At 62.2% G+C, this 22,147-nt stretch carries 15 protein-coding genes and 4 rRNA genes; 15 read left to right on the top strand and 4 right to left on the bottom strand.

Translation table 11 applies throughout. The annotated features are described in order from the left end of the window. The first annotated feature begins 5 nt into the window (after positions 1-5). The 4 genes from JCQ34_RS18470 (at position 6) to JCQ34_RS18455 (ending at position 3,909) form a co-directional block, all read left to right on the top strand. Positions 6-1,049 carry a FecCD family ABC transporter permease gene (locus tag JCQ34_RS18470; RefSeq protein ID WP_286404660.1) on the top strand — a complete coding sequence of 348 codons (1,044 nt, stop codon included), beginning with the start codon at positions 6-8 and terminating at the stop codon, positions 1,047-1,049. Position 1,050: 1 nt separating this feature from the next. Continuing rightward, entirely contained in the window at positions 1,051-1,866 is an 816-nt protein-coding gene (locus JCQ34_RS18465) for an ABC transporter ATP-binding protein (protein ID WP_286400253.1), read from the top strand. Continuing rightward, on the top strand, positions 1,863-2,915 hold the full coding sequence (locus JCQ34_RS18460; protein WP_286400250.1) for a siderophore-interacting protein: 1,053 nt from the start codon (positions 1,863-1,865) through the stop codon (positions 2,913-2,915). Before JCQ34_RS18465 ends, JCQ34_RS18460 begins: the two co-directional genes overlap by 4 nt. Positions 2,916-3,063: 148 nt before the next feature. Continuing rightward, entirely contained in the window at positions 3,064-3,909 is an 846-nt protein-coding gene (locus JCQ34_RS18455) for an SGNH/GDSL hydrolase family protein (RefSeq protein ID WP_286400248.1), read from the top strand. On the opposite strand, the gene JCQ34_RS18450 is transcribed toward JCQ34_RS18455, so the two are convergent. Then, positions 3,906-4,211, bottom strand: a complete 306-nt coding sequence (locus tag JCQ34_RS18450) for a YciI family protein (protein WP_286400247.1) — start codon at positions 4,209-4,211, stop codon at positions 3,906-3,908. The genes JCQ34_RS18455 and JCQ34_RS18450 overlap by 4 nt on opposite strands. A 59-nt stretch (positions 4,212-4,270) precedes the next feature. Between JCQ34_RS18450 and JCQ34_RS18445 the strand changes: the two genes are divergently transcribed. Beyond that, positions 4,271-4,756, top strand: coding sequence for a MarR family winged helix-turn-helix transcriptional regulator (locus tag JCQ34_RS18445; protein WP_286400244.1), 486 nt, complete (start codon positions 4,271-4,273; stop codon positions 4,754-4,756). A gap of 56 nt (positions 4,757-4,812) precedes the next feature. Next, positions 4,813-5,574, top strand: coding sequence for an SGNH/GDSL hydrolase family protein (locus JCQ34_RS18440; protein WP_286400241.1), 762 nt, complete (start codon positions 4,813-4,815; stop codon positions 5,572-5,574). Between the two features lie 30 nt (positions 5,575-5,604). On the opposite strand, the gene JCQ34_RS18435 is transcribed toward JCQ34_RS18440, so the two are convergent. Genes JCQ34_RS18435 through JCQ34_RS18425 form a run of 3 tightly spaced genes read right to left on the bottom strand, consistent with a single transcriptional unit; the run spans position 5,605 to position 8,424 of the window. Next, positions 5,605-6,417 (bottom strand): FAD:protein FMN transferase, encoded by an 813-nt coding sequence (locus JCQ34_RS18435; RefSeq protein ID WP_434738918.1) that lies wholly within the window; start codon positions 6,415-6,417, stop codon positions 5,605-5,607. Beyond that, complete coding sequence (locus tag JCQ34_RS18430) at positions 6,401-6,961, bottom strand: FMN-binding protein (protein WP_286400239.1); 561 nt, start codon at positions 6,959-6,961, stop codon at positions 6,401-6,403. The genes JCQ34_RS18435 and JCQ34_RS18430 overlap by 17 nt, the downstream gene beginning before the upstream one ends. Continuing rightward, on the bottom strand, positions 6,958-8,424 hold the full coding sequence (locus JCQ34_RS18425) for a ferredoxin reductase family protein (RefSeq protein ID WP_286400236.1): 1,467 nt from the start codon (positions 8,422-8,424) through the stop codon (positions 6,958-6,960). Before JCQ34_RS18425 ends, JCQ34_RS18430 begins: the two co-directional genes overlap by 4 nt. 315 nt (positions 8,425-8,739) lie before the next feature. On the opposite strand from JCQ34_RS18425, the gene rpmB reads away from it, so the two are divergent. The 9 genes from rpmB (at position 8,740) to JCQ34_RS18380 (ending at position 21,852) form a co-directional block, all read left to right on the top strand. Then, complete coding sequence (gene rpmB / locus JCQ34_RS18420) at positions 8,740-8,976, top strand: 50S ribosomal protein L28 (RefSeq protein WP_018763944.1); 237 nt, start codon at positions 8,740-8,742, stop codon at positions 8,974-8,976. Beyond that, positions 8,976-9,143, top strand: a complete 168-nt coding sequence (gene rpmG, locus JCQ34_RS18415; protein WP_013602737.1) for a 50S ribosomal protein L33 — start codon at positions 8,976-8,978, stop codon at positions 9,141-9,143. Before rpmB ends, rpmG begins: the two co-directional genes overlap by 1 nt. Positions 9,144-9,145: 2 nt before the next feature. Continuing rightward, positions 9,146-9,451 (top strand): 30S ribosomal protein S14, encoded by a 306-nt coding sequence (rpsN, locus tag JCQ34_RS18410; RefSeq protein WP_009358853.1) that lies wholly within the window; start codon positions 9,146-9,148, stop codon positions 9,449-9,451. Positions 9,452-10,104: 653 nt separating this feature from the next. Next, positions 10,105-11,629: ribosomal RNA gene (locus tag JCQ34_RS18405) — 16S ribosomal RNA — on the top strand. Between the two features lie 479 nt (positions 11,630-12,108). Further along, a 23S ribosomal RNA gene (locus tag JCQ34_RS18400) occupies positions 12,109-15,235 on the top strand. 180 nt (positions 15,236-15,415) lie between these two features. Further along, positions 15,416-15,532 (top strand): 5S ribosomal RNA (rrf, locus tag JCQ34_RS18395). Together the 16S, 23S and 5S rRNA genes form the textbook arrangement of a ribosomal RNA operon. Before the next feature lie 93 nt (positions 15,533-15,625). Continuing rightward, a complete protein-coding gene (locus JCQ34_RS18390; RefSeq protein ID WP_286400231.1) occupies positions 15,626-16,636 on the top strand; it encodes a LacI family DNA-binding transcriptional regulator in 1,011 nt (336 codons plus the stop codon). A gap of 95 nt (positions 16,637-16,731) precedes the next feature. Beyond that, entirely contained in the window at positions 16,732-19,761 is a 3,030-nt protein-coding gene (locus tag JCQ34_RS18385; protein WP_286400229.1) for a glycoside hydrolase family 2 TIM barrel-domain containing protein, read from the top strand. A 566-nt stretch (positions 19,762-20,327) separates the two neighbouring features. Continuing rightward, positions 20,328-21,852: ribosomal RNA gene (locus tag JCQ34_RS18380) — 16S ribosomal RNA — on the top strand. The last annotated feature ends 295 nt before the right edge of the window (positions 21,853-22,147 follow it).

Genomic DNA, 22,147 nt, shown 5'->3' with positions numbered 1-22,147 from the left:
AAGTGATGGAGCAACGCGGGGGACGGGGGCGACCGCATCGGACCGCGGTGCTGGCTGCCGCCGTCGTGATCCTGTTCTTCGCATCCGTCCTGCTGGGCAGCTACACGGTGACCATTCCGGACTTCTTCACCATCGTCTTCAACCACCTCACCGGCGGCGTGAAGATTCCGGGCGCCAGCTTCATCGTGATGGAGAACAAGCTTCCGCGGGCCGTCATCGGCACCCTGATCGGAATCGCCTTTGGCCTGGCCGGCGCTCTGTTCCAGACCATGCTGCGGAATCCGCTGGCCAGCCCCGACGTGATCGGCATCAGCTCGGGGGCCAGCGCCGCCGCCGTTGTTGCCATCGTCGTCTTCGGCGCCTCCGGTGCCGCAGTGTCCGGGGCGGCGCTGGCGGGTGCCCTGGCCGTGGCTGCGCTCATCTACGCAATCTCCAGCGGTGGAAAGCTCCGAGGAACCAGACGCGGGAACGCCGCGGGAAACAGGCTGGTCCTGGCCGGCGTGGGCATCGCGGCCGCACTTCAGGCCGTGGTCAGCTTCCTGATGTCACGGGCCGATATCCGCACCGCCGCGGACACGCTTGTCTGGCTCAACGGCTCCCTGAACTCCGCCACCTGGGACCGGGCCGGCGTGCTGCTCCTGGCGCTCGCGGCGCTCGTACCCGCCGCCGGGGTGGTCGCCGCGCCGCTGCGCATCCTGGAACTCGGGGATGACGCTGCCGCCGGCCTCGGAGTCCGGGTGAACAGGGCGCGGCTGGCGCTGGTGGTCACCGCGGTATCGCTGGCAGCAGTGGCGACGGCGGCCGCCGGCCCGGTCTCGTTCGTCGCCTTCCTGGCCGGTCCAATCGCCCGCCGCCTTACCGGCACAGCCAGCCTTCCGGCGTCGGCTTTTGTTGGTGCCCTGATCGTCCTCGCTGCGGACTACGTCGCCGCGAACCTGGCACCCCTTCTGCTCGACGGCACGGTCCTGCCCGTCGGCGTCATCACCGGCGCGCTCGGTGCCCCGTTCCTGCTGTGGCTGCTGGTCACGGCCAACCGAAAGGAAGCCTGACGTGGCAGTTCTGGATGCCCGCAACCTGACGCTCAAATACCACCAGCGCTCCGTGGTGGACGGGCTCAGCGTCCGTATCCCGGAAGGCAAGGTGACCATGATCGTGGGTGCCAACGCCTGCGGAAAGTCCACCCTGCTCCGCGGCCTGACCCGGCTCCTCAAACCCGCCGCCGGCGCCGTGGCCCTCGACGGCAGGGACATCCGCACCCGCCCGGCGCGAGAACTGGCCCGCAGCTTGGGCCTGCTGCCCCAGCATCCCACTGCGCCGGACGGCATCACTGTCCGTGACCTGGTAGGCCGGGGCCGCTACCCGCACCAGGGCTTCTTCCGAAGCTGGACCGGAAAGGACGACGCCGCGGTGCAGCGTGCGCTGGAAGCCACCGGAACGCTGGAGCTCGCCGGGCGGGACGTGGACGAGCTATCCGGCGGCCAGCGGCAGCGGGTGTGGATTGCCATGGCACTTGCGCAGGAGACAGAGGTCCTGCTGCTCGACGAACCCACTACTTTCCTGGACCTGGCGCACCAGGTGGAGGTCCTGGACCTGGTGACGGACCTGAACCGCACTCGCGGCACAACCGTGGCCATCGTCCTGCACGACCTCAACCTCGCTGCCCGCTATGCGGACAACGTCATCGCCATGAAGGACGGCGCGGTGGCGGCGATGGGTGCCCCGGAAGATGTGGTCACCGAGGAGCTGGTCCGCGAGGTCTTCGGCCTTGAAAGCCGGGTGATGCCGGACCCCGTCTCCGGCACGCCTCTCATCATCCCCATCGGACGCCATCACGCCACCGCCAACGAACTGGAGCCCGTGTCATGAAGACCACTGAAAACGCCGCCCGGCAGGTGAGCGCCCAGCCCATGAGCCTGGCCTTCGAGGTCACGGTGTCAGCAGTCCGCCAGCTCAGTCCCTCGTTCCGCAGGATCACATTCGGCGGTTACTCCTTGCGCGATTTCGGCGTGCACGGCGACACGCTCGATCTCCGGATCAAGCTCCTGATCCCGTCGTCGGCAGCGGATGGCTCACCGCTTCCGCTTCCCGCCGTCCAAACCACCCAGGCCGGCTGGTACCGGGACTGGCTGGCCATGGACCCGGAGGTGCGCGGCTCGATGCGCACGTATACGGTGCGCGACGCGCGGCTGGATGCGGTGTACCCGGAACTCGATGTCGACTTCGTCAGGCACTTTGACACGCACGGAAACGGCGGGCCGGCGGCGAACTGGGCGCTGAACGCCAAGCCCGGCGACGCCATCACGATCATCGGTCCGAACAACCGGGCCGCACACTGTGTCACCGCCGGGACCTACTCGGGCATCGAGTGGCGCCCAGGCCTGGCGCAGCGCATCCTGCTCGCCGGCGACGAAACCGCGGTTCCGGCCATCTCCGCGATCCTCGAGGCCCTTCCGCCCTACATGAGCGGGCACGCCTTTCTGGAGGTTCCCCAGGCCGGAGACTTCCTGGACCTCAGCTCCCCGGCCGACATTGAAATTACCTGGCTGGCCCGCGGCGCCGCCCCCGGCCGTTCCCGGGCGCACGGCCAACTGCTGCAGGAAGCCGTCCGCAAAGCAATCCCCGTACCGGGCTGGGTGGGCATCACAACGGACGACGGCGGAGCCGGGCCGGAGCCAGAAGACGTCAATGTGGATGAAGACATCCTGTGGGAGACACCCGCGCGCTTGGACACGGCGGACATCAGCGCCACCAGAAACCCCCACCTGCCATCCGGTGCCCTGCCCTTCTACGCGTGGCTCGCCGGCGAAGCAGCCGTCATCAAGGACCTGCGGCGGTACCTGGTCCGGGACGTGGGTATCGACCGGAAACAGGTGGCGTTCATGGGGTACTGGCGGCAGGGCAAAGCCGAAGGGTGAATGCCTCCCGCCCCGGACGCCCGCTAACCTTTCGCACTTTTCCCTGCGACGCCCCATCAGGTTTTGCAGGTTTTTTCGCAACGCCCGCTCACTTACTGTTCATCCCGACGTCGTACTTGCGTTGGTTTGTTTTGCTACTTTCTTGCCTGTGCCCTCTGTTCCCCTGCTTCCTGACTCCGGGCGGCGGGTGTTTGTTGCCCTTGGCGACTCCTTTACCGAGGGGGTGGGGGACCGGGATGAACGGCTGCCCAACGGGGTGCGCGGGTGGGCTGACCGGGTGGCGGAGAAACTGGCCAAGGCGCAGCCCGGATGGAAGTACGCCAACCTCGCCATTCGGAGCAAGCGGCTGCGGCACATCATCGACGAGCAGCTGGAACCCGCGCTGCGGATGCGGCCAACATTGGTCACGCTGTACGCCGGCGGCAACGACATCCTGGACCTGAAAACGGACATGGCAGCGCTCATGGCGGACTACGAACAACTTGTTGCGAAACTCGCGGGCACGGGGGCCGTCCTTGTCCTCTTCACCGGATTCGACGTCAAGGTCTCCGCGCTGCTGGAACCGCTGAAGAAGCGCAACACCTACTACAACCAGCGGGTGCGGGAGATCGCGGAGAAACACGGTGCCGTGCTGGTGGACTACTGGTGCCTGGACGCCTTCCACGACCGGCGGATGTGGGACTCCGACCGGCTCCACATGTCCAAGGCCGGCCACAAATACCTGGCCGGGCAGGTGCTGGACCAGTTGGGCGTGCCGCACAAGATCAAGCCGAAGGACTGGGAACCGCAGCCCAGGCTGGGACTGCGCGAATGGGAAAGGCGCCAGCGGCGCTGGGTCCACGACTGGGTCCTGCCGCTCTTTGGCCGAAAGCTCCGCGGCGTGACGCTGGGGGACGCGCTCACTCCCCGGTGGCCCGAGCCCGTGAAGGTGCCGCGGAAAGGCGGGCTGAAGAAGCTGGCCGCGGAAAAGTACGACGGCGGGAGCGCGCCCTAGGCAGTGGGCGCGGGTGGGGTGTCCAACAGGTTTTCGTACCCCGGGGCCACCCGGCCCGCATGAAACTCCACTACCTCGAAGTCGGCAACACCATTGGTGTAGAACGGGTCCTGCGCCAGGCTGGCCTCGAGAGTTTCCCGTTCAGCCTGCGACAGCAGCAAGCCCCCGGTGCGCGGAATTTTGCGGCCGGCAGCAATGAACACGCCGTCGTCGAACGCCTTCTGCAGCCAGGCGATGTGGGCGTCGTTGTGGAAGTCGACGATCTCCTGGGGCACGCGGTAGGTGAGGGAGACAACATACATGCGGCAAGCCTACCGGGGCCCGGGCAGCTGGTTGAAAGATCAATCGTAGAATGGGGTCCATGACCGAACCCCGCTGGCTTACCGCTGACGAACGCCGGGCCTGGCTGGCACTGGTGAGCATCAATACCCTGCTGCCGGCGGCCCTGGACACCAGGCTGCACGCTGCAGGGAAGCTGTCCCTCTTCGACTACACGGTATTGGCCATGCTTTCCGAAGCGGAGGACCGGTTCCTGCCCATGAGCGAGCTCGCAGCCCGCAGCAGTGCGTCCCTGTCGCGCCTTTCGCACGTGGTCACCAAGCTGCAGAAGCGCGGCTGGGTGGAACGCCGCCCCCACCCCTCCGATGCCAGGGTGACCACCGCGCACCTCACCGAGGAAGGCATGGCCACCATCGTGCAGCTGGCCCCGGCCCATGTGGAGGATGTCCGCGACCTGTTCCTCGACGCCCTGAGCGAGCAGGACGTGCTGGACCTGGCCCGGATCGGCGAAAACGTGGTGGGACGGCTGGACACCGACCACTGGATCCTGCGCGAAAAGCAGGCCTGACCGGGGACGGGAACAGCCGATTGGTTGCTTCCGGCAACGGGTGGCAAACTAACCGCATGGATTTCACTTCCCGCTACGTGGCCCTGGGCGACTCCTTCACGGAGGGCGTTGGCGACGACGACCCCACCCGCCCCAACGGTGTCCGCGGCTGGGCGGACCGCGTGGCTGAGCAGCTGTGCGCCGCCGATCCAAACTTCGGCTACGCCAACGTGGCTATCCGCGGCAGGAAACTCCGCCAGATCCTGGCTGAGCAGGTGGACGCCGCCGTCGAACTCAATCCAACCCTGGTGACCATCTACGCCGGCGCCAACGACATCCTGCGTCCCAAGGTGGACATCGACGACCTCCTGGCGGAATACAACGACGCCGTCGGCAAGCTCACCGCAACCGGCGCCACCGTGGTGATGTTCACCGGTTTCGATGCCCGGGGTTCAAAGGTTTTTGGCACCATGCGCGGCCGAACCGCCATCTACAACGAGCTGGTCCGCGGAATCGCCGGGGACCACGGTGCCCTGCTGGTGGATTACTGGCGCTTCAGTGAGTACTACGACTGGGGCATGTGGGCCCACGACCGGATGCACATGTCCGCCGCCGGCCACGGCAACATGGCCAAGCGCGTTCTTGAGGTCCTCAAATACGACCACTCCATCGATGTTCCGCCCATCACGCCCGTTCCGGAACTGAGCCGTGCCGAAGCCATCCGCGCCAACGCCCAGTGGTTCCGCGAGTACGCCGCGCCATGGGTGGTCCGCCGCGTTACGGGCAAGTCATCCGGAGACAACCTCCAGCCCAAGTACCCGCAGTTCACCCGGCTGTAGCGGGAAGTCCCGCCGGCCGTCCCGTGCGTTTCAGGAGGACTGGAAGCCCGGCGTTGCCAGCATGGAACCGTCGGCGCGGATGGCCAGCACGGCAACATCCCAGTGGTCCGCGGCGCGGTTCAGCATGCGCGTCCCGCCGGCGACGATCGCGGTCGCCAGGACATCAGCGGTAACTATGTCCGCTGCTGCCACGCTGACCTGGATGAATTCGCCGTCGTTCCCCACCCGCCAGATGTGCTCGCCGCGTTCGGCGGAGCCGGAGGTTGCGATGGCTGCATGGCGGTTGGTGCCGCCCAGTGCGTAGCCCGTAATCAAGGTGCGGCGGTCGGCAGGATCCACGACGCCGGCCTTCCACGGTTCCGCGCTTCCGGGGCGCGGCGAGCCGCTGACCAGGACGTCGCCGCCGGCGTTGAGGCACCAGTCGCGCCGGCCCAGGGCCAGCAGCGACGTTCCCGCCTCGCGGATGGCGTGCCCCTTGATGATCCCGGAAAGGTCCAGCACGCCGTCGGGCCTCTCGGGGGTGAAGGCGCCTTCTGTCCGGAGCCGCCATTCGTGGGCCTCGGCATACCGCTCACGCATTTGCGCCGAGGCCTGCGAAAGCTTCACGTCACCCCTGGCAAGATTGCTGGCCTCCGAATCGGGGCGGTAGAGGCTGAACGTTTCGTCCAGGTCCCGAAAAAGGCGTTCGACGACGGCGGTGGCGGCACCGAGCTCATCGAACCCCGGCTGCCCCTCCGTGGGGGAGTCCACGGGCATGGTGAGCCCGATGACCGTTCCCATGCACTGAAAAGTGCGCGCCTTCAGTGTGCTGGTCGCCGCGTTGGCGTCAGAGGTTTGCTGCATCGATGGCTGCCTGGAGTGAGATCAGGTACGCGTCGCTGGTGATGGTGGCGCCGCTGACGGTTTGGATATTTGCCGACTGTGCCGCGAGGACCTTGCTGCGAAGCAGGGGAGCCGCGCGGTTGCTGATCTGGATGGACTTGCCGTCGGTATTGGTGAGCTGGAGGGCCGTGACATCGGTGATCTTCCCGCTGGCCACCGTGATCTGGACCTGAACGGGGCCGAACCGGGTCTGCACGGTGTTGCCCTTGTAGGTGCCGGAGGCTGAGGAGTTCGAAGAACCGGAGGAGCTGGTCGAGCCTGAGGACCCGGAGGAGCTGGAGGACCCCGCCGAGCCGGTGGAGCCCGAAGAGCCGGTGGACCCCGTAGGCCCCGTCCCGGACGAACCCGTGCCGGACGATCCGGTGCCTGTCGAACCAGTGGTGCCTGCCGCCGTCGTACTTGATGCGACGGTGCTGATGCCGCCTGCCTGCGTTCCCGTCTGCCAACCGGCCAGGAGGATCCCGGCTGAGGCCAGGGCTGCTGCGACTGTTCCGCGTATTTTCACCAGTCAAACCTTTCGTGATGGATCTGTTCCTCGGGGACGCCCGCCTTGCCGGCATCCGCTATGACGTTGGCCGCCCACACCGCCGGGCCGCAGACGTAGACGTCCGCATCCGCGATGTCCGGCACATAGGAGGTGAGGCTGTAACCGTTCCGCACGGCGTCCTCGGGAAGCCATGTTGATTGGGTGCGGGACCGTGGGCCGATGAGGTGGAAGAGCCGGCCACCCCGGGCCTGGCAGAGGTCGAGGATCTCGCTGCCGAGATACAGCTCCTGCTCCGTGTGGCCGCGGAGCAGGACCGTGGCCTCGCCTGGCGCAAAAGGCGTGGTCTCCAGCAGCGCCCGCAGCGGCGTGATGCCGATGCCTGCGCCGATCATCACCATCTTGTTCTTGGTCCGGGCTGCCGTGCTGAGCAGGCCGTACGGGCCTTCCAGCGCCACCTTGGTTCCTTTCCGCAACCGCAGAAGCTGGGCGGAGCCGTTGCCAAGGCCGCGGACCGTGACCCGCAGCGTCCCCTGGCCGTCGGACCCACTGAAGACGGGTTCCGCGGACAGGCTGAACGGGTGCGGATGCCACCACATGCCCGGGGCGAGGAAGCGCCAGATGAAGAAGCGCCCGCCTGTTCCCGCGAGCTGGTTCAGTTTCCGGCCCCGCATGACGATGTTCACCACGCCCGGCGCCACCCTTTCCACCCGTGCCACGGTGAGCTGATGCCGTGCCGTTGCGAGCACCGGCTCCAGGATGCGGAAGTACACCAGGGCCGAACCGGTGTAGATGCAGATGGATAGCCAGTACCAGCGCTGCCAGGTGCCGGCCGCAAAGAGGCCGCCCACGCTGAACTGGTGGGGGATTGATGTGGCCACGGCCGCGTAGGTCAACAGGTGGACCACGTACCAGAACTCGTACGGGAAGCGGCGGCGCACGGCCACCAGGGATGTCACGACGACGGCGATGAACAGCGCCATGGAGACGAAGGCCAGCCACATGTCGGGGACCTGGACCCAAAGGTTGATGGACTCGCTGACCGGATCCAATCCTTCGGCCATGCCGTACCCGATGGCCAGCAAGACCCCATGCGCCAGCAGCAGGTACAGGGAGGGTTTCCCGAGTTTGCCGTGGAACTCCAGCGCACGGTCGTGGCCGATGGTGCGGTCAATGAAGGGGATCCTTGCGGCCAGGAGCAGCATGAGCAGGACCAGGTCCATGCCCGCCAAGCCGGCCACGATCCCCGCCGCCGTGAAAAGCGAGGCGGGTGACGTGATGTTGGTGGCCCCGCCGTCGGCAAGCCACAGGGCAATGGCGGCAGCGACGGACGACCAGGCGATGACGGTCAGGAGGTCCGTACGCAGCATGCGCTGCCGGTACTGTCGGGCAAACCAGCCGCGGGGCGGTCTCTTCGTAGTTGAAAGCTCCGGGCGGCCGGAGCTGCTTGCGGCCGGTGATGCCGGCAGGAGGTGCGTGTTCATGCATTAAACATGCTTGGCGAAGCTATGCCGCTGCTGTGAAAAGGGGCAACCCCAAGCTGTGACCTTGGCTGGCGGTGGCCGCCCTTATACACCCGATTGGTCTTTAATTGCGTCAACTCGTAGACTTGGTAGGCGCTAAGTGCGCGGAGCGTGCGCAATTGCTCCGGTTGCCCGGTAATTTTCTCCAGGGTGGCCGGTAGTTAGGGGCTCAAGTTGCGTAACTAACCGTTGCCCGTACATTCTGTGGGTCGCCCTTAGCAGCATGGTCCAGCAGCCGATATGCGGATCATTACTTTCAATTCTTGAGGAGAAGTCATGGCAGCACACTGCCAAGTGACCGGGGCCGAGCCGGGCTTTGGGCACAGCATTTCGCACTCGCACCGCCGCAACAAGCGTCGGTTCGATCCGAACATCCAGAAGAAGCGCTACTGGGTTCCGTCCCTGCGCCGTAACGTCACGCTGCAGGTCTCTGCACGTGGCATCAAGACCATCGACGTGCGCGGCATCGACGCAGTCGTCGCCGACATTCTGGCTCGTGGGGTGAAGCTCTAGTGGCTAAGGACAAGGACGTACGTCCGATCATCAAGCTCAAGTCGACCGCGGGCACGGGTTACACCTACGTAACCCGCAAGAACCGTCGTAACGACCCGGACCGCATGGTCCTGAAGAAGTACGACCCCAAGATCCGCCAGCACGTCGAATTCCGAGAGGAGCGCTAAACATGGCTAAGAAGTCCAAGATTGCTCGCAACGAGCAGCGCAAGGTCATCGTTGAGCGTTACGCTGCAAAGCGCCTCGAGCTGAAGAAGACCCTGGTTGACGAAAACGCAACCGACGAAGCACGCGAAGCAGCCCGCCTGGGCCTGCAGAAGCTGCCCCGCAACGCGTCCCCGATCCGTCTGCGTAACCGCGACATCATCGACGGCCGTCCCCGTGGCACCTTCCAGAAGTTCGGCATCTCCCGTGTCCGTTTCCGCGACATGGCACACAAGGGCGAACTCCCGGGCATCACCAAGTCTTCCTGGTAATCCAGCACCGCTGATTCCAGCTGCTTGAGAAGGGTCGGCAACCTTTGGGTTGCCGGCCCTTCGGCGTTTAACTCCTTAGCGCCCGGGTGCCTGGCGGCCGTGTGCGGCAGCCCACACAGGGGAATTACGACGGCGGCAGCCGGGATGGGTGCCTGAATGGCCCGTCCTGCCGCGCAATCGCGGGGATTTCATCGCCCCCGCCCGACGGTTTGCGGTGGGGCTCCAGTGCGTGTATTGTTTTCTAAGTCGCCGCGGGGGAGACAGTGAAGAACTGATCACCGGGCGGCCAAAAACTCCCAAAATCAAAGCCAAAATCTGGTTGCTCTTTAGGGCGCTGGAAACGGGTTGGGAACGATCTTCCACCGAAAAGAATTCTGAAAGATGAATTTGCTTCGGGGTGGGGGATCGGGTAAGTTTGAAAAGTTGCTCCGGAGCGATCCTGAATGTTTGGTTTGGGTGGTGCCGGGTGTGTCTGTTGTTTGAGAACTCAATAGTGTGCCAAGTTTGTTGATACCGATTATGTATGTAATTGGTTGAATTTGCCGAATCGTGCCGCCCCTGTGGTATTGGTTTGGTGTTTTTAGCTGGTTTCAAATTTTGTGCAGCCAATGATTGTCGTTATTTCCGGTGGTTTTGGTTGTGTCTGTTTGTTTTCAACGGAGAGTTTGATCCTGGCTCAGGATGAACGCTGGCGGCGTGCTTAACACATGCAAGTCGAACGATGATGCCAGCTTGCTGGTGGATTAGTGGCGAACGGGTGAGTAACACGTGAGTAACCTGCCCTTGACTCTGGGATAAGCCTGGGAAACTGGGTCTAATACCGGATATGACTGACTATCGCATGGTGGTTGGTGGAAAGCTTTTGTGGTTTTGGATGGACTCGCGGCCTATCAGCTTGTTGGTGGGGTAATGGCCTACCAAGGCGACGACGGGTAGCCGGCCTGAGAGGGTGACCGGCCACACTGGGACTGAGACACGGCCCAGACTCCTACGGGAGGCAGCAGTGGGGAATATTGCACAATGGGCGCAAGCCTGATGCAGCGACGCCGCGTGAGGGATGACGGCCTTCGGGTTGTAAACCTCTTTCAGTAGGGAAGAAGCCGTAAGGTGACGGTACCTGCAGAAGAAGCGCCGGCTAACTACGTGCCAGCAGCCGCGGTAATACGTAGGGCGCAAGCGTTATCCGGAATTATTGGGCGTAAAGAGCTCGTAGGCGGTTTGTCGCGTCTGCCGTGAAAGTCCGGGGCTCAACTCCGGATCTGCGGTGGGTACGGGCAGACTAGAGTGATGTAGGGGAGACTGGAATTCCTGGTGTAGCGGTGAAATGCGCAGATATCAGGAGGAACACCGATGGCGAAGGCAGGTCTCTGGGCATTAACTGACGCTGAGGAGCGAAAGCATGGGGAGCGAACAGGATTAGATACCCTGGTAGTCCATGCCGTAAACGTTGGGCACTAGGTGTGGGGGACATTCCACGTTTTCCGCGCCGTAGCTAACGCATTAAGTGCCCCGCCTGGGGAGTACGGCCGCAAGGCTAAAACTCAAAGGAATTGACGGGGGCCCGCACAAGCGGCGGAGCATGCGGATTAATTCGATGCAACGCGAAGAACCTTACCAAGGCTTGACATGAACCAGACCGGGCTGGAAACAGTTCTTCCCCTTTGGGGTTGGTTTACAGGTGGTGCATGGTTGTCGTCAGCTCGTGTCGTGAGATGTTGGGTTAAGTCCCGCAACGAGCGCAACCCTCGTTCCATGTTGCCAGCGGGTAGTGCCGGGGACTCATGGGAGACTGCCGGGGTCAACTCGGAGGAAGGTGGGGACGACGTCAAATCATCATGCCCCTTATGTCTTGGGCTTCACGCATGCTACAATGGCCGGTACAAAGGGTTGCGATACTGTGAGGTGGAGCTAATCCCAAAAAGCCGGTCTCAGTTCGGATTGGGGTCTGCAACTCGACCCCATGAAGTCGGAGTCGCTAGTAATCGCAGATCAGCAACGCTGCGGTGAATACGTTCCCGGGCCTTGTACACACCGCCCGTCAAGTCACGAAAGTTGGTAACACCCGAAGCCGGTGGCCTAACCCCTTGTGGGAGGGAGCTGTCGAAGGTGGGACTGGCGATTGGGACTAAGTCGTAACAAGGTAGCCGTACCGGAAGGTGCGGCTGGATCACCTCCTTTCTAAGGAGCACCTACAACAACTGCCCTGGATGTATGTCTGGTGGTGGGGGTTGTCAGGAAGCAAGCCCGTTGCGCAGGCGATTGTCCTGCGGCGGGTGCTCATGGGTGGAATATCAACAAATAGGTGCCTGGTGGCACGGACCATTTGCTAGTACGGACTTCTTCGGGGTTCAGGAACGTGGTGTGGTTTGGTGTCCTGGGTAGTGTTTGGCACACTGTTGGGTCCTGAGGCAACAGGACCGGGGGTTTAGGCCTTCGGGAGTGTTTGTTTCTGGTTTCCCTGCCATGACGTTCCGCGCACGTGTTTGTGTGTGGGGTGTGTGGTGTGGGGTTGTTGTTTGAGAACTACATAGTGGACGCGAGCATCTTGTATAAGAAGCAATTTCCAAGATATTAGAACCTGGATCTGGTTCGTGTGCTTTTGGGTGCGCGGGACAGTTTCTGTGGTTCTCTCGAGTGAGCTTGTTTTTGATCTTTGTGGTCAAGTTTTTAAGAGCACACGGTGGATGCCTTGGCATTAGGAGCCGAAGAAGGACGTAGGAATCTGCGATAAGCCTGGGGGAGTCGATAACCGGACTGTGATCCCAGGGTGTCCGAATGGGGAAACCCCGCCAAGCGCGCGAGTGACTTGGTGACCCGTACCTGAACACATAGGGTGCGTGGGGGGAACGCGGGGAAGTGAAACATCTCAGTACCCGCAGGAAGAGAAAACAATAGTGATTCCGTTAGTAGTGGCGAGCGAACGCGGATCAGGCTAAACCGTTCCATGTGTGATAGCCGGCGGGCGTTGCATGGTCGGGGTTGTGGGACTTTCCATACCAGTTCTGCCGGGCTGGTGGGGTGTGATGTGCGCGCATAGGTGAACGGTTTTGAAAGGCCGGCCAGAGAGGGTGTTAGTCCCGTAACCGTAATGTGTTTGTACCGCCTGTGAGAGTATCCCAAGTAGTACGGGGCCCGAGAAATCCCGTGCGAATCTGTCAGGACCACCTGATAAGCCTAAATACTCCCTAATGACCGATAGCGGACCAGTACCGTGAGGGAAAGGTGAAAAGTACCCCGGGAGGGGAGTGAAACAGTACCTGAAACCGTGTGCTTACAATCCGTCGGAGCAGCCTTGTAGTTGTGACGGCGTGCCTTTTGAAGAATGAGCCTGCGAGTTAGTGTTACGTCGCGAGGTTAACCCGTGTGGGGCAGCCGTAGCGAAAGCGAGTCTGAATAGGGCGTGTGAGTGGCGTGATCTAGACCCGAAGCGAAGTGATCTACCCATGGCCAGGTTGAAGCGACGGTAAGACGTCGTGGAGGACCGAACCCACTTCAGTTGAAAATGGAGGGGATGAGCTGTGGGTAGGGGTGAAAGGCCAATCAAACTTCGTGATAGCTGGTTCTCCCCGAAATGCATTTAGGTGCAGCGTTGCGTGTTTCTTGCTGGAGGTAGAGCTACTGGATGGCTAATGGGCCCTACAAGGTTACTGACGTCAGCCAAACTCCGAATGCCGGTAAGTGAGAGCGCAGCAGTGAGACTGTGGGGGATAAGCTTCATAGTCGAGAGGGAAACAGCCCAGACCACCAACTAAGGCCCCTAAGCGTGTGCTAAGTGGGAAAGGATGTGGAGTTGCCCAGACAACCAGGAGGTTGGCTTAGAAGCAGCCACCCTTAAAAGAGTGCGTAATAGCTCACTGGTCAAGTGATTCCGCGCCGACAATGTAGCGGGGCTCAAGTACACCGCCGAAGTTGTGGCATTCACATATTGTCCTAGCCTTCGTGGTTCAGGAGTGTGGATGGGTAGGGGAGCGTCGTGTGGGCGGTGAAGCTGCGGTGTAAACCAGTGGTGGAGCCTACACGAGTGAGAATGCAGGCATGAGTAGCGAAAGACGGGTGAGAAACCCGTCCGCCGAATGATCAAGGGTTCCAGGGTCAAGCTAATCTGCCCTGGGTAAGTCGGGACCTAAGGCGAGGCCGACAGGCGTAGTCGATGGACAACGGGTTGATATTCCCGTACCGGCGAAAAACCGCCCATGCTGAGCGGGGGATACTAACTGCCCGAAACCTGCCCGATCACCCTTGTGGTGTGAGGGTTTTGGTGGAGCGCAGGACCTGATCCCGGGAGGCAAGCGTATTAACAGGTGTGACGCAGGAAGGTAGCCGAGCCGGGCGATGGTTGTCCCGGTCTAAGGATGTAGGGCGAATGGTAGGCAAATCCGCCGTTCATGTGCCTGAGATCTGATGGGACCCCCGTATGGGGGGATTTGGTGATCCTATGCTGCCGAGAAAAGCATCGACGCGAGGTTTTAGCCGCCCGTACCCCAAACCGACACAGGTGATCAGGTAGAGAATACCAAGGCGATCGAGAGAATTATGGTTAAGGAACTCGGCAAAATGCCCCCGTAACTTCGGGAGAAGGGGGGCCCCAACCTTGAACACCACTTGCTGGTGGGAGGGGATCGGGGCCGCAGAGACCAGGGGGAAGCGACTGTTTACTAAAAACACAGGTCCGTGCGAAGTCGCAAGACGATGTATACGGACTGACTCCTGCCCGGTGCTGGAAGGTTAAGAGGACCGGTTAGCCGCAAGGCGAAGCTGAGAATTTAAGCCCCAGTAAACGGCGGTGGTAACTATAACCATCCTAAGGTAGCGAAATTCCTTGTCGGGTAAGTTCCGACCTGCACGAATGGAGTAACGACTTCCCCGCTGTCTCAACCATAAACTCGGCGAAATTGCAGTACGAGTAAAGATGCTCGTTACGCGCAGCAGGACGGAAAGACCCCGAGACCTTTACTATAGTTTGGTATTGGTGTTCGGAGTGGCTTGTGTAGGATAGGTGGGAGACGTTGAAGCCCGGACGCCAGTTCGGGTGGAGTCATCGTTGAAATACCACTCTGGTCACTTTGGACATCTAACTTCGGCCCGTAATCCGGGTCAGGGACAGTGCCTGATGGGTAGTTTAACTGGGGCGGTTGCCTCCTAAAAAGTAACGGAGGCGCCCAAAGGTTCCCTCAGCCTGGTTGGCAATCAGGTGTCGAGTGTAAGTGCACAAGGGAGCTTGACTGTGAGAGAGACATCTCGAGCAGGGACGAAAGTCGGGACTAGTGATCCGGCGGTACATTGTGGAATGGCCGTCGCTCAACGGATAAAAGGTACCTCGGGGATAACAGGCTGATCTTGCCCAAGAGTCCATATCGACGGCATGGTTTGGCACCTCGATGTCGGCTCGTCGCATCCTGGGGCTGGAGTAGGTCCCAAGGGTTGGGCTGTTCGCCCATTAAAGCGGTACGCGAGCTGGGTTTAGAACGTCGTGAGACAGTTCGGTCCCTATCCGCTGCGCGCGCAGGAAATTTGAGAAGGGCTGTCCTTAGTACGAGAGGACCGGGACGGACGAACCTCTGGTGTGTCAGTTGTACTGCCAAGTGCACCGCTGATTAGCTACGTTCGGATGGGATAACCGCTGAAAGCATCTAAGCGGGAAGCTCGCTTCAAGATGAGATTTCCATACACATTTATGTGTGAGAGGCCCCCAGCCAGACCACTGGGTTGATAGGCCGGATGTGGAAGCGAGGACTAACGACTCGTGAAGCTGACCGGTACTAATAGGCCAACAACTTACACCACACAGAAAAACATTCTGCTTGCGTCCACTATGTGGTTCCCAACCAACAACCCCCAAACACCGGGCTTATTGGCGGAACCAACAATTGAATAACACCACTACCTGCCCTCACGGGCAGGGATGTTGTAACCACTAATCTTCCCACCCCCGGAGCGTTTTCGCGGGGGAGCGGGTGAAAGGGTTACGGCGGTCATAGCGTGGGGGAAACGCCCGGTCCCATTCCGAACCCGGAAGCTAAGACCCACAGCGCCGATGGTACTGCACCCGGGAGGGTGTGGGAGAGTAGGTCACCGCCGGAACAACTATTACAGTAGGGCCCTGACAACGAACGTCAGGGCCCTACTGCTTTAACCACCAAAACGGATACCGGAGACGGCCTAGACTTACGGGTTATGACCCCCCGAACCTCCGGCCCCGCGGGCAGGCGCGCCACCATCCTGGACGTCGCGGCTGCAGCCGGCGTATCCCGCCAGACCGTGACCCGTGCCATGAACGGCATGACAGGCATCAGCCAGGAGACCAGGGAACGGGTCCAGAAGCTCGCCGCGGAGCTCGGCTACACCCCCAGCCGCTTTGCAAAGGGACTGGTGCAGGGCGCCCGGATCTCCGTCGGCCTCGCGATCCCCGATCTGACCAACCCCTATTTCCCTGCCTTTGCCTCCAGCGTGGTCGAGGCGGCCACCTCCCGCGGCTGGAATGTGGTGGTTGACGACTACGGCCACGGCAGCGGAAGTGCCGTGGACGCTGCAGCGCGGCTGGCACCCCAAGTGGACGCGCTGATTGGATATCTTGCGCCCCATTCCGATGAAGCCCAGGACATCATGGGCCGTCGTCCCGTCGTCGCCCTTGATTCGCCGGGCGCGGGTACCGCTGGCGGCATTGCTTTTGATTTCCACCACGCAGCCCGGCTCGCCCTCACGCACCTGGCGTCCCGGGGTTGCCGGAACATCGCCTTCCTGGACTCGGACCAGGGCGGCCCTCCCAGCGGCCGCAGCGCGGCTGCAGCAGCTGTGGCGGCTGAGGCCGGCATTCGGCTCACCCGCCTGCAAGCCCAGCCCTCGGCGGATGCGGCCAGGCTGGCCGCTGCCGGTCTGGCGCTGGCCGCCGGCGACCGGCCGGACGGTATCCTCGCCTTCAATGACCTCATGGCCGCCGGAGTGCTGAAGGCCCTGCAGGAAGCAGGCGTAGCTGTTCCCGGCGACTGTGCGGTCATGGGCATGGATGGAATACCGCTGGGGGAACTCATAACGCCCGAGCTGACCACCCTGTCCCTGGACCTGCGCGCGGTGGGGCGGGCCGCCGTCGGACTCCTGGATGGGCTGCTGTCCGGCTCAATCCCGGAGCGCAGCCCTGAGGCCTACCTGACCCTTCAGCACCAGCTGGTCCTCCGTCAATCGGCCTGACCCCTACTCAAACGACGCTCAAAACGATAAGCTCTTATTGCCTACTCGTGAACGTTCACGCAGTGCCTAAATCACCGTCCCAGCAAGGAAACCTGATGTCTGTGCACACCCCTGCCGCAACAGCCGGCGCCCACTCCGGTCGGGCGGCAGCAAATGCTTCCCGCAGCCTCGAACTAGGTGGCGTGGACGTCGCCGAACTCGCCTCACTCGAACCGGGCCGGGGCAGCCTTCCTGGGCGTGCCTATCTGTTGTCGGACGCAGCGCGGTTCTCCCTGAACGGTGACTGGCTGTTCCGCCTGAGCCCGGGAATCCGGACAGCCCCCCAGGACGGGTGGCAGCAGGGCGGGGACCTGGCCGGCTTCACCACCCTTCCCGTGCCGTCCAGCTGGAACATGCACGGCCACGGATCGCCGGCCTACACCAACGTCCAGTTCCCGTTCCCGGTGGAACCGCCCCACGTGCCGGACGCCAACCCGATCGGCGATCACGTGGTGACCTTTGACGCCGGCCCTGAGTTCTTCCCGCAGGCGCTGCTGCGTTTTGACGGCATCGATAACGCCGGAACCGTATGGCTGAACGGCGTGGAGCTGGGCACCACCCGGGGGAGCCGGCTGGCCCATGAGTTCGACGTCTCGGGGGTCCTTGTCGAAGGCACCAACACATTGGCGGTCCGTGTGGCGCAGTTCTCCGCCGCAAGTTATGTGGAGGATCAGGACATGTGGTGGCTCCCGGGGATCTTCCGGGACGTGACACTTCAAGCCCGGCCGGCGGACGGCATCGATGATGTGTTTGTCCACGCCGACTATGACCCGGGCACGGGCGAAGGAACCCTCCGCATTGAGGTGACCCGGGCCGGACAGCCGGTTGACGCCGTCGTACGTGTTCCTGGACTTGGCCTTGAACTGCTCGCGGGCACGGAGCAGCGTGTTCCCGGCGTGGAGCCCTGGTCCGCGGAAATCCCCCGCCTTTACGATGCAACGGTCAGCACGCCCGGCGAGACGGTCTCGCTCCAGCTGGGCTTCCGGAGCATCACCATCGAAGACGCCCAGTTCAAGGTGAACGGACGCCGCATCCTGCTGCGTGGCGTGAACCGCCATGAGCACCATCCCCGGCTTGGCCGCGCGGTGCCAAGGGAGGTGATGGAAGCGGAACTGCGGCTGATGAAGCAGCACAACATCAATGCCATTCGGACCTCGCACTACCCGCCGCACCCCGAATTCCTGGCGCTGGCGGACCAGTTGGGTTTCTACGTGGTCCTTGAATGCGACCTCGAAACCCACGGCTTCCACAGTGCCGGCTGGGCGCAAAACCCCAGCGATGACCCGCAGTGGGAGGCTGCGCTGCTGGACCGGATGCAGCGGACGGTCGAGCGCGACAAGAACCATCCGTCGGTGATCATGTGGTCGCTGGGCAACGAAGCGGGCACGGGACGGAATCTTGCGGCGATGTCACGTTGGACCAAGGACCGGGACCCATCGCGGCCCATCCACTACGAAGGCGACTGGTCCTCGCCTGACGTGGATGTCTACTCCCGGATGTATGCGAGCCAGGCCGAGACGGCACTCATAGGGCAGGGCGTCGAGCCCGCCCTCGAGGACGCCGGACTCGACGCCCGCCGCCGCGCCATGCCGTTCGTGCTGTGCGAATACGTGCACGCCATGGGCAACGGGCCGGGCGGCATGAGTGAGTACCAGGAGCTCTTCGAAAAGTACCCCCGGCTGATGGGCGGTTTCGTCTGGGAGTGGCTGGAGCACGGAATCACGGTTCCCACCCCGGGCGGCGGCGAGCATTTCGCATATGGCGGGGACTTCGGCGAGGAGGTCCACGACGGAAACTTCGTCACGGACGGGTTGGTGGACGCCAACCGCAATCCCCGGCCCGGGCTTTTGGACTTCAAGAAGGTGATTGAACCGCTGCACATCGACGTCCCGCCGTCCTGGGCCGGCTTCACTGTCCGGAACGGGCAGGACTTCGCGGACACCTCAGCTTTCCGCTTCCAGTACATGGTGGAGGCCGACGGCGTGACACAGCGTGAGGGAACGTTGCCCGTTACGCCGCTGACGCCTCAGTCCCAGGCGGCTGTGGAGTTGCCAGCCGAGGTTGGAGAGTTTGCGGCGGGGCTGTCGGAGGATGCGAACGCAGTACTTACCGTCAGTGCCGTGCTGGCCGCAGACACCGCCTGGGCCGGTGAAGGCCACGAGATCGCCTGGGGGCAGGCGCCCCGCTTCGCTCCCCTGGGCAAGGGAGTGCCGGCGAGCGACTCGGTGGAGGTGGGAGACGGGGAACTGCGGCTCGGTGCTGCTGTATTCGACCGGGCCACGGGCATGCCTACCTCGATCGGCGGACTGCCGGTTGAGAAGCTTGCCCTGGTCCTGTGGTGGCCGCCGACCGACAACGACCTTGGGCGGGAATGGGGCGGCGCGGACCCGCGCCCACTTGCCACCCAGTGGAAGGACGCGGGACTTGACCGATTGCACGCCCGCCTGCTGGGGATCACCGCGGAGTCAACGGAGGACGGCGGTGAGCGCCTTCGCGTGAGCACGCGGGTCGCTGCGGCGGACAAGCAGTTCGGGGTACTGGTGGACTACCTGTGGACCAGCAGTGCCGGATCGCTGGCGCTTCGGACACAGGTCAAACCTGTAGGGGACTGGGTCAACGCGGGCTTCGACGTGGAGTGGGCCCGCATCGGCCTCGAGCTAGTCCTGGGTGCAGAGACCGGCTCTGTGGGGTGGTTCGGCCAAGGTCTCCACCAGAGCTACCCGGACACCGGCCAGGGCGCACGCACCGGATGGTTCGAATCGACCCCCGCGGGCCTGGATGTTGAGTATGTCCGCCCCCAAGAATCCGGCGCTCGATCAGGTGTGCGATCCGCCGTCCTGGAGGCCGGGGGAAGGCAACTGCATATCTCCGGCGAGCCATTCTCGCTGACCGTTCGGCCCTATGGTCTGGACGTTCTTGCCGCTGCAAACCATAGGCCTGACCTTGCGCCGGACGGCCGCACTTACGTTTACCTGGATCATGCCCGTAGGGGCGTGGGGACCGCAGCCTGCGGGCCGGGGGTGCTGGAGCCCTACCGGCTGAAGCCCCGGGAGGCTGACTTCGAAGTGGTCCTGCGCGTGGAGTAGGGACCGTCCGGATGTGAGCCACTCCATAGAAGCAGTAATCCACTTCAACTGGGGTACCAGGCTTAGTGTTTGCCGCCGGAAAGCCCGTGATTCCGGGGTTTTCGGCGGCACCTTGGGCGCTTTCTGCCCGATTTGCGGTGGGGGTTGTGTGCGGGTATTGTTTTCTGAGTCGCCGCCGCTGAAGCGGAAAAATAGCGGCCAACCCCCTTTGATGACAGCCTGGAAAATGGTTCGCTTTTGTGGCGTGCCGGTGATGGGTGGGGCCCGGTTCTTTTGAAGTTTTGTCCGCTGGATTGCGGGTTGCAAAGCTGTGGGGGATCGGGTAAGTTTGAAAAGTTGCTCCGGAGCGATCCTGAATGTTTGGTTTGGGTGGTGCCGGGTGTGTCTGTTGTTTGAGAACTCAATAGTGTGCCAAGTTTGTTGATACCGATTATGTATGTAATTGGTTGAATTTGCCGAATCGTGCCGCCCCTGTGGTATTGGTTTGGTGTTTTTAGCTGGTTTCAAATTTTGTGCAGCCAATGATTGCCGTTATTTCCGGTGGTTTTGGTTGTGTCTGTTTGTTTTCAACGGAGAGTTTGATCCTGGCTCAGGATGAACGCTGGCGGCGTGCTTAACACATGCAAGTCGAACGATGATGCCAGCTTGCTGGTGGATTAGTGGCGAACGGGTGAGTAACACGTGAGTAACCTGCCCTTGACTCTGGGATAAGCCTGGGAAACTGGGTCTAATACCGGATATGACTGACTATCGCATGGTGGTTGGTGGAAAGCTTTTGTGGTTTTGGATGGACTCGCGGCCTATCAGCTTGTTGGTGGGGTAATGGCCTACCAAGGCGACGACGGGTAGCCGGCCTGAGAGGGTGACCGGCCACACTGGGACTGAGACACGGCCCAGACTCCTACGGGAGGCAGCAGTGGGGAATATTGCACAATGGGCGCAAGCCTGATGCAGCGACGCCGCGTGAGGGATGACGGCCTTCGGGTTGTAAACCTCTTTCAGTAGGGAAGAAGCCGTAAGGTGACGGTACCTGCAGAAGAAGCGCCGGCTAACTACGTGCCAGCAGCCGCGGTAATACGTAGGGCGCAAGCGTTATCCGGAATTATTGGGCGTAAAGAGCTCGTAGGCGGTTTGTCGCGTCTGCCGTGAAAGTCCGGGGCTCAACTCCGGATCTGCGGTGGGTACGGGCAGACTAGAGTGATGTAGGGGAGACTGGAATTCCTGGTGTAGCGGTGAAATGCGCAGATATCAGGAGGAACACCGATGGCGAAGGCAGGTCTCTGGGCATTAACTGACGCTGAGGAGCGAAAGCATGGGGAGCGAACAGGATTAGATACCCTGGTAGTCCATGCCGTAAACGTTGGGCACTAGGTGTGGGGGACATTCCACGTTTTCCGCGCCGTAGCTAACGCATTAAGTGCCCCGCCTGGGGAGTACGGCCGCAAGGCTAAAACTCAAAGGAATTGACGGGGGCCCGCACAAGCGGCGGAGCATGCGGATTAATTCGATGCAACGCGAAGAACCTTACCAAGGCTTGACATGAACCAGACCGGGCTGGAAACAGTTCTTCCCCTTTGGGGTTGGTTTACAGGTGGTGCATGGTTGTCGTCAGCTCGTGTCGTGAGATGTTGGGTTAAGTCCCGCAACGAGCGCAACCCTCGTTCCATGTTGCCAGCGGGTAGTGCCGGGGACTCATGGGAGACTGCCGGGGTCAACTCGGAGGAAGGTGGGGACGACGTCAAATCATCATGCCCCTTATGTCTTGGGCTTCACGCATGCTACAATGGCCGGTACAAAGGGTTGCGATACTGTGAGGTGGAGCTAATCCCAAAAAGCCGGTCTCAGTTCGGATTGGGGTCTGCAACTCGACCCCATGAAGTCGGAGTCGCTAGTAATCGCAGATCAGCAACGCTGCGGTGAATACGTTCCCGGGCCTTGTACACACCGCCCGTCAAGTCACGAAAGTTGGTAACACCCGAAGCCGGTGGCCTAACCCCTTGTGGGAGGGAGCTGTCGAAGGTGGGACTGGCGATTGGGACTAAGTCGTAACAAGGTAGCCGTACCGGAAGGTGCGGCTGGATCACCTCCTTTCTAAGGAGCACCTACAACAACTGCCCTGGATGTATGTCTGGTGGTGGGGGTTGTCAGGAAGCAAGCCCGTTGCGCAGGCGATTGTCCTGCGGCGGGTGCTCATGGGTGGAATATCAACAAATAGGTGCCTGGTGGCACGGACCATTTGCTAGTACGGACTTCTTCGGGGTTCAGGAACGTGGTGTGGTTTGGTGTCCTGGGTAGTGTTTGGCACACTGTTGGGTCCTGAGGCAACAGGACCGGGGGTTTAGGCCTTCGGGAGTGTTTGTTTCTGGTTTCCCTGCCATGACGTTCC

Source organism: Pseudarthrobacter defluvii (assembly GCF_030323865.1).
GTDB classification, from domain to species: Bacteria; Actinomycetota; Actinomycetes; order Actinomycetales; family Micrococcaceae; genus Arthrobacter; species Arthrobacter sedimenti.
Note: the sequence above shows the minus strand (reverse complement) of the source record. Positions and strands in the feature narration are given on the sequence as shown.

Bases quoted from the DNA above. Each gene is read 5' to 3' on its own strand.
- JCQ34_RS18470 (WP_286404660.1), top strand. From the start codon at position 6: ATGGAGCAACGCGGGGGACGGGGGCGACCGCATCGGACCGCGGTGCTG.
- JCQ34_RS18390 (WP_286400231.1), top strand. From the start codon at position 15,626: ATGACCCCCCGAACCTCCGGCCCCGCGGGCAGGCGCGCCACCATCCTG.
- JCQ34_RS18385 (WP_286400229.1), top strand. From the start codon at position 16,732: ATGTCTGTGCACACCCCTGCCGCAACAGCCGGCGCCCACTCCGGTCGG.
- JCQ34_RS18445 (WP_286400244.1), top strand. From the start codon at position 4,271: ATGACCGAACCCCGCTGGCTTACCGCTGACGAACGCCGGGCCTGGCTG.
- rpsN (WP_009358853.1), top strand. From the start codon at position 9,146: ATGGCTAAGAAGTCCAAGATTGCTCGCAACGAGCAGCGCAAGGTCATC.
- JCQ34_RS18435 (WP_434738918.1), bottom strand. From the start codon at position 6,417: ATGCAGCAAACCTCTGACGCCAACGCGGCGACCAGCACACTGAAGGCG.
- JCQ34_RS18460 (WP_286400250.1), top strand. From the start codon at position 1,863: ATGAAGACCACTGAAAACGCCGCCCGGCAGGTGAGCGCCCAGCCCATG.
- rpmB (WP_018763944.1), top strand. From the start codon at position 8,740: ATGGCAGCACACTGCCAAGTGACCGGGGCCGAGCCGGGCTTTGGGCAC.
- JCQ34_RS18425 (WP_286400236.1), bottom strand. From the start codon at position 8,424: ATGAACACGCACCTCCTGCCGGCATCACCGGCCGCAAGCAGCTCCGGC.
- JCQ34_RS18450 (WP_286400247.1), bottom strand. From the start codon at position 4,211: ATGTATGTTGTCTCCCTCACCTACCGCGTGCCCCAGGAGATCGTCGAC.
- JCQ34_RS18440 (WP_286400241.1), top strand. From the start codon at position 4,813: ATGGATTTCACTTCCCGCTACGTGGCCCTGGGCGACTCCTTCACGGAG.